Source organism: Moorena sp. SIO3B2, assembly GCF_010692525.1.
GTDB classification, from domain to species: Bacteria; Cyanobacteriota; Cyanobacteriia; order Cyanobacteriales; family Coleofasciculaceae; genus Moorena; species Moorena producens.
In genome coordinates this window covers 1-7,305 of sequence record NZ_JAAHHE010000303.1, presented here as the reverse complement: position 1 = coordinate 7,305, position 7,305 = coordinate 1, and the positions used below count along the sequence as shown (strand labels likewise).

General features: G+C 43.5%; 8 protein-coding genes and 2 pseudogenes. 6 read left to right on the top strand and 4 right to left on the bottom strand.

What is annotated here, in order from left to right:
- Positions 1-520: 520 nt before the first annotated feature.
- Both F6K38_RS31920 and F6K38_RS31915 read left to right on the top strand, forming a co-directional pair.
- On the top strand, positions 521-709 hold the full coding sequence (locus tag F6K38_RS31920; RefSeq protein ID WP_008182324.1) for a hypothetical protein: 189 nt from the start codon (positions 521-523) through the stop codon (positions 707-709).
- Positions 710-721: 12 nt separating this feature from the next.
- Positions 722-1,138: pseudogene (locus F6K38_RS31915) on the top strand (IS607 family transposase); the annotation flags it as partial.
- Here the strand turns inward: F6K38_RS31915 and F6K38_RS43675 are convergent.
- From F6K38_RS43675 to F6K38_RS31905, 3 genes and pseudogenes are all read right to left on the bottom strand, one after another.
- Entirely contained in the window at positions 1,080-1,214 is a 135-nt protein-coding gene (locus tag F6K38_RS43675; RefSeq protein WP_324293467.1) for a PEP-CTERM sorting domain-containing protein, read from the bottom strand. The pseudogene F6K38_RS31915 and the gene F6K38_RS43675 overlap by 59 nt on opposite strands.
- A gap of 12 nt (positions 1,215-1,226) precedes the next feature.
- Positions 1,227-1,586 (bottom strand): annotated as a pseudogene (locus F6K38_RS43670) (choice-of-anchor W domain-containing protein); the annotation flags it as partial.
- A 12-nt stretch (positions 1,587-1,598) separates the two neighbouring features.
- Positions 1,599-1,847, bottom strand: a complete 249-nt coding sequence (locus tag F6K38_RS31905; RefSeq protein WP_143764203.1) for a hypothetical protein — start codon at positions 1,845-1,847, stop codon at positions 1,599-1,601.
- A gap of 1,287 nt (positions 1,848-3,134) precedes the next feature.
- Here F6K38_RS31905 and F6K38_RS31900 point away from each other — a divergent pair.
- From F6K38_RS31900 to F6K38_RS31890, 3 genes are all read left to right on the top strand, one after another.
- The gene (locus tag F6K38_RS31900) at positions 3,135-3,665 is read left to right on the top strand and encodes a thylakoid membrane photosystem I accumulation factor (RefSeq protein ID WP_008182315.1); all 531 of its coding nucleotides are present in this window, start codon (positions 3,135-3,137) and stop codon (positions 3,663-3,665) included.
- A gap of 161 nt (positions 3,666-3,826) precedes the next feature.
- Positions 3,827-4,435 (top strand): hypothetical protein, encoded by a 609-nt coding sequence (locus F6K38_RS31895; RefSeq protein ID WP_008182313.1) that lies wholly within the window; start codon positions 3,827-3,829, stop codon positions 4,433-4,435.
- Positions 4,436-4,505: 70 nt separating this feature from the next.
- Complete coding sequence (locus F6K38_RS31890; RefSeq protein ID WP_008182312.1) at positions 4,506-4,739, top strand: hypothetical protein; 234 nt, start codon at positions 4,506-4,508, stop codon at positions 4,737-4,739.
- Positions 4,740-4,805: 66 nt separating this feature from the next.
- Here F6K38_RS31890 and F6K38_RS31885 read toward each other — a convergent pair whose 3' ends face one another.
- Positions 4,806-5,726 carry a hypothetical protein gene (locus tag F6K38_RS31885; protein ID WP_008182310.1) on the bottom strand — a complete coding sequence of 307 codons (921 nt, stop codon included), beginning with the start codon at positions 5,724-5,726 and terminating at the stop codon, positions 4,806-4,808.
- A 597-nt stretch (positions 5,727-6,323) separates the two neighbouring features.
- Between F6K38_RS31885 and F6K38_RS31880 the strand changes: the two genes are divergently transcribed.
- A complete protein-coding gene (locus F6K38_RS31880; protein ID WP_229414431.1) occupies positions 6,324-7,067 on the top strand; it encodes an OmpA family protein in 744 nt (247 codons plus the stop codon).
- Positions 7,068-7,305: the final 238 nt, after the last annotated feature.

Sequence of the window (7,305 nt, the reverse complement as noted above, 5' to 3'; positions counted from 1 at the left end):
TTATGCAAACCGCCGTATGTAAAAAATCAAAATACGCCTGATTCACAATTCCGCTTCGCTCCAATGCCCAAGATATCCTTCCCAGAGACGAAACCGATAGTAGTGGTCGCCTTTATGGTTAAAGATGAAACCTTAGACAGGCTCGCCTTTATGGTCGGCAGGTTATGAATAAAAAGGTTAAAAATTGTGTAATAAGGCGAGCCTGTCTTACGGTAACTCCCAAGGCAGGCTATGCAGAAAAAGGTTAAAACTTGAGGCGCGACCCCGTAATTTAATTCTTCAAGGGGAAAGCGGGCCTCCATTGATTAAGGCGACCCTATCCTTACGGTAACTTCAAGACGCTCACTAAGCACGGGTAGAGCGCGGGGCTGTCGCCATCAGCTCATGGCCAATTTTCTTTCTTGGGCAGACTGTTTTGGCTACTGTTGATGATTCTATCTATTCCTCTTGTTGTATTCATAAAATATAGTCATAAACAAACATCTGTGCTAATCTCTCACAAGGGAGGTAATTAGCACAGATGCGACTCAAAGACTATGCCAAACACATGGCAGTAAGCTACCAGACGGCTTGGAGATGGTGGAAGGCAGGTAAGTTGCCTCATCCAGCATTCCAAACCGAAAGTGGCTCAGTCATCGTTGAGTACTTCCATCAACAGAAAACCCAGCCATCAAACACCAAACGAGTTGCTATCTATGGGCGAGTCTGATCTGCTGAGCATAAGTCAGACGTTGAGCTTCAAGTTGAACGTCTTCAACAGTATGCGATCGCTAAAGGTTACACGATTGTCAAAATTATCAAAGAAGTAGGAAGTGGACTCAACGATAATCGTAAACAATTAGCCACTCTTATGCATTCTGATGGCTACGACATTTTACTAGTAGAGCATAAAGACAGCCTGGCTAGATTCGGCATCAATTACTTGGAGATTATGCTGTATCGTTTAGGTATTCAGTTAGAAATTGTCAACCAAGTAGATAAGGGTAAAGACGAGTTGATGCAGGATTTGATTGCTATTATCAAGTCATTCTCTGCTAGGTTGTACAGGCAAGATCATGCTAAGAAAAAGATCGAAAAAATTATCGCTGAACTCCAAGCTGATGGCGGCGACGAGTACCAGTTAGAACCAAACCCATAAAACCTAGGGAAAACACCGACATCGTAGCTGGCTCTGGTACATCAACAGGGGGCTTGTCTCCCGGCTCACCAGCCACTAATTTAACCTGATACGCTAGTCGAGATTGTGTGGGCCGATTCTCAACTGACATGGTCATAGTTGATTGACCAGTGAGGGTGAAAGCACCTGAAACGTTACTGATGTGTAAATACTGTGCATCAAAAAAACCGCAATCATTAGGATTACTACAAACACTGGATGCGTCAGGAAGACTAGCAGACATGGCACTATCGGTTAACATCAAGTTGCTCAGTACAATGCTGCTGTTATTCTTACGAGCACTAGTCCGTAGAAACAAATCTGAGAAGTTATCCTCTGTAACTGTAGACGAAAGAACCACGTCACCAACGGTATAGGTGAGTTGAGAAATACCATCGAACTCCAGTAAGAAATCAACCGCTTCACCACTGACCCAATTAAATTATTTCTGATCTAAGTTAGTAAAACCACCACTAGCGTTAACCTTGTGGATATCTAGCTCAAAAGTGTTTCCTCCTATTGTTCCAGACCCAAAACGACTCTTGGCAGACAGGAAGATGTCGGGATCTAGGTTCTGGAACTCTGTTTCAGTCAGATTACCACCAATCGTAAACGCACTGGCTCCAAAGGGAGTAAAAGCTAGTCCTAGTGCTGACACTCCCAAACTTAATAGTAAATTACGAGTCATCATTATTTCTCTTGCCTATATGGAGTATTAGTTGTTATTGCAGTAACAACTGATCAAAGTATCGAGACTGAGTGTTTGCGATCGCGTAGCGGCTCTGTTCGCGTAGCGTGGCCTTTGGCCTTAAGAGCCTCGCGTTTGCTTTCTATCCGTATTTCTGTATTAACGTTCTATCTGTATTAACTTTATTGAAATCTGTATTAATAGTTGACGAAGATCGACCCTACCTGCCACGACCTTTGGACAAAAAGCTGATATCCAACAAAGCTAGCGCCCTAACAAACCTTAGGTGCGCTTTCCGCTCTTTGTGCCCTTGACCCATTAAGAATTAAATTCGCCACGGGTCGCACCTGTAGTTGCTGCTGGTTCTGGGACTTGAGCCGATTCAGGGTCAGAGTCAAGAGTTGACCAAAGTACTCGATCACCGAAACAAGGGGGCTCGGGGGATGGGAAGCCCTTACCTTTAGGTATAGGGAGGGATAATCCCCCGCAGCCAGCTGATGGGTTCAATACCCTTGAAGTTGGCTAATAAATCTTTCGGAATATCCAGAATTTTGATGTAGAATAAAAATAGACTCAAATGCACTCTTACACTCTACTTTAGGCTTTGCCGACCCTACGGGAAGGTCGTAAACGGCGCGCCAGTGTAGGTTAGTATCGGCGAGTGGTACCCTTGCTAGAAGTATTGGGGCTGTCTAAAGACGAAACCGATGGATAGGGTCGCCTTTATAGTCGGCAGGCTAAGTAGAAAAGGGTTAAAACTCATGGAATAAGGCGACCCTATCCTTAGGGTAACTTTAAAGAAATGACTCGGTTGTAGAAGCGGCGGAGATGTCCGTAGAGTAAGCCAGCCTTGAGGTTCGGCACTTAACCCTTAGGTTCAATCAATCGGGAATCTGGGCGCGTTAAGTCTGCGCTTAGCTACTGAAACCAACACCCTTGCTTTGTCCGGGAAAGCCCCCGGCTTACAGCTGTGGGGAAGCTTACAAAAAAGCCCTTCTTGGTACAAAACTTGGGCTAATTCTTGCCCAAAGCCCCTGCCGCTGCTACTACTAGCGTAGCCCTAAGTCTAGTTATCCTGGTAGTGCAGCCAATATTCCTGCACTAGGGTTCACAACTGAATTACAATTGCTATAGTGATTGTTGCGATTTTTGAAACCCTTGGACTTGGATTCACCTCGGATTTGAGATAAGGGCTAATAATTCGGTATGATAGACGGTTTAGCAAGATTCCGAAACAGGACTATTACATATAGTTGCTGTGTAAGGCGCAGATTTGTTTCCAAATGCCTATTGATTCTTGTCGGCTTACTGAGCTGCTGGTATCTACTGGGAACACCATCAGCATTAGCAAGTTTCGATGATGACAGCTTTGATGGTAATATTTTTGCTCTGTATGCTGGTAATGGCTCTATAGTCCCACCACGAATTACCTTAGAAGATTCTTTGCGCAGGAAAAAGCCAGCTTTGTTGGTGTTCTACTTAGATGACAGTAGGGATTGCAAGCTATATTCTGTCACTATCTCTAAGTTACAGGAGCCTTATGGTAGGGCCGCGAGTTTTATTCCAGTCAACATCGACACTTTGTTACCCGACGCTACCTATACACCCACAGAAGCGGGATACTACTACCAAGATTTAATTCCCCAGACAGTAATGATTGACCAAAAGGCAGAGGTAGTACTCAATGAAATTGGACAAGTTGCTTATGAACAGATAGATGATGTGTTTCGGGAAGTGTTTAACTTACTGCCCCGTTCAGAATCCGTGGAGTTAAAGCTGCGCACTGTCAATGATATTAATGCTCAGTTAACATCAGAGTGATTTAATTTGCCTACTGGTTAGACATCCATCCGATGAAACTCCAACAACTTAACATGAAGACAATTGTTTTAGTCATCAGTGAACTGCCATTGCCGTTTACCCTATTTTTTGGTCACGTTTACGGGTTAAGCTATTTGTAAGTACAGTTAACATCCGTGCTGATGTCCAAGGTTTACAGCACACAGGAGCTAATCAAAATTTTGGCTCAAGAGCGTCGTTCGTGCATGAATGGGCAACGTCTTAATCTGGCAGCTTCGGTGTCTGGCAACCCTGTGATTGATCGCTTTCTGAAACCGGAGGGAATTCAAAAGTTCAGTGCTTATAACGACTTTAAAGCCGCAGTTCACAGCTACCAACGGCAACACCAAGTTTCAGGCATTATTTGGCGCGAACTGACTATGAAAGGAAAGACTCTACGTTATCCTGCTATTGACGAGCAGTTAGCCGCCCTAGAGAGTGACCTGAAAATCCTCAAAGCTGCCAAAGCTGACCTCTTAGAGTTTTGGTATACAGGCATCCAAGGTATGGACTTATACCTAAGTATTAATTTTGGTAAAGACTATCAAAAAATTATGCCCAATGATGTAAAAGAGGTCGCCCATAAAACGGAATGGGCAAATCTCTATGAATATAAGAATTACAACTTTTGGGAAATTATATTGCAGCTAGGTTGGGGGAAACCTGAGGAAGCATCCTATAAACGGGGATGGCCGACATCAGGAAGTGAGTACATTCATGCAGTTAATCCAGGCAAGTGCCCAATTTGTTGACCGCTATCGCCAGGTCGATGGGTTGTGGGTGCATAAAGCAGTATTATAAATATACTAGGAGCGGTCAAACATGAAAGAACAAACTATTAATCAAGTTATTGATCAACAAATAGAAGAATTGGACTATTCAATTCGACAGGAATTAACCAAGCTTGGCAATCAAGCCGCAAAGATGGGTTTAATTGGGGGACATGGTTATTACTTAGGAAGGTACGAAATTCTATGCAAAGGTCAAATCTTCACTCTTTCACCAGAAGAAGCTTACTCTTACCTAAAAAAATTGGTAGCACAACACCAAAGGTAATTGGGAAACTATGAATTGTGAAGGATGAAGGATGAGTTTTCATAATTCATCCTTCATCCTTTGTGATTACCAGCGTGCCTGGGAACCAGACCAAATGTGTTCTACTGATTCACCATAAACCATAGGTTCATCCTCAAAGGTAAGAGCAGTGTAACCACTGGGTTCAACAGACCACATTGGCCAATACTCATTGCCCAACTCACCAGCCTGAAATAGCACTTGATCTGGATTAGCTTGACTCCAGCCTAGCAACAGTGCGTTAGTATAATGAATGCGCTCAGGAGCCAAGGTGGTCACAGTATTTTGGTTGCGATCCCAAATTACTGCGTAATCAGAAGCATCTGACGTATTAAAAAAACCTTCAAATTGCCGCCCTAGAAGGCGATCGCTTGACTCTGTCCAAGACACGGGAATCAGAATAGCGATTGCGCCGCTTAATTTATCATCATTATTAAGGCGCGCGTTCCAATGGGCAGGTAAACTGCCCTTGGGTCGCGCCTGATGGTTAGCTAAGGGAGAAGATGCAGTTATGATGCGCAAATCTCCAGTCTGCAAATTTTCTAGAAACATCACACTACTGATGCGGCTGCGGTACAGTTCTGGCTGTCCTTGTAGTTGAATGCGACTATAGGCAGCATACTTGCCATCAGGAGAAACTAGTGATTGGCTGCGATAGTACCTAAACCCAAAACTCTGATTAGCAACCAGTTCAGCGTGGGTTTCCAAGACCCAATTCCAAGGAATAGGATAAGGACTGTTGAGCGGGTCACTCTGAACGTATGGTTCGGTTAGATCAGGTTTGATAGCTTCTGTTACTTCCCTTAAAGGCTGGGAAGATAGCACCGATGATTGACTGGCTAGGAAGGATTCATTAGCCTTGGCTTTCTCAGCAAATAGGCTAGATGTTATCAACATCAAAGTTGCTAACAATAGTCCTAGTGGTTGATTTTTAAGCCATCCTGATAAACTCAATTGCCTTTTCAACATTGATTAGTCTTTCAGTTACTAATTAGCGTTTCTAGTTAGAGGAGCAACCCCAAGAAATTAGAATATAGTTCCTTAACTTTAGGTTTAAAAGGTTAAAAAGTGATCAACTACCCCGTCCGAACCTGCATTACGAACGGGTTTTTTTACACTTCGGCTCAGTCAGTTACCTAAACCCTCGACTATCAAGCTACCGAAAGCAGACAAATAAAATAAGCCAGGGAAAAATAAAAAATTAACACTCTTTCCTTCCCCTAAGAGGTCTTGGCTGAAGTGGGTAGCCCTCACACAAAAGTTGTCAGGCTTGACATTGGAATTAACTGGTTGGTTTGGAGGTTTTAGTGTTATGATAGCCATGTGGAATTCAACCTTGTTTTTTTGAATTCTTCTATAATGTAAAATACCTGCGCTTGACCCCTAACGGAGTACAATTGGAGCATCCTGCCTCATTATGTAGAAGGAGATCTAACAAAATTCGGTGTGACTCAACCCGCTACTTCCAACACCAATACCAGACCTGAAACCTCAATAAGTATACTGAACTGCCTACTAATCTTAATTTTCAGGCTACTACTGCTAGGCGTAGGGAGTGGCTTGGCCGTGATATTTGGCATTGTTGTTGCCAATGCTTACCCTAACCCGAATCCAGAAAAACCCCTGATCTTAAAATTACTGGAGCATCTGGATAACAAGGGAGAATCAACGTTTTTCAATTTTAGTTCAATTCGGGAACCAACGGAAGCCAATCCACTAAAACAATTGACACCAGTTCAAAGAGTCCAGCTCAAAGCTCAACTAAGTGAGTTAGACAAGCGAATGAAGAGATTGAGTGAGGACGTGACAATGTTGGAAACTCAGTTGGGAACCTCGGGAGGGAATGAATCTCTTGAAAGGCGCATCCAAGCGATCACTTTGCTTCTGAAGGAACCATCGACTCCAAGTAGCAATGCTCCATTAGTTGGTAATAGCAATGGCAATCGACTAGCTGCCTTGGCTGCCGACAAGTTGAAAGTCACGTTGCCCAGTGATATTTTATTTGAGGAAAGTAAAAGTACGTTACGTCCAGAAGCAGGTTTGATCCTAGACAAAATTGTCACAGATTTGCAAGCCTATCCCAGTAGTACAATCCGAATTGCTATCCACACCGACAACCCCCGCGAAGCCAAAGAGAATCGAAACCTTTCATTTGAGCGTGCTAAAGCAGTTCAGCAGTATCTTAGTAGCGCTTTAGACGATTCATACCGTTGGCTGATTATTGGCTACGGAGAAACTCGTCCTCTGGTCGCTAATGATACTGAGGTTAATCAGCAACGCAATCGTAGGGTGGAAATTGCTGTGGATTAGTCATTAGTCAGAAGCTTATTTGGTTATTTGCTTGAAAGTTATTTGGTTGTTTCCCTTGGGCGTCCGGTGTAGGGTAGGTTGAAGATTAGAGCCTTAACAACTCAAAGCTGGATGTATAACTGGCAAGCTGTAACCTTTAACCTGAAACCAGCTAACCTGAAACCAGCTAACCTGAAACCAGCTAACCTGAAACCTGAAACCAGCTAACCTGAAACCTGAAACCAGCTAACCTGAAACC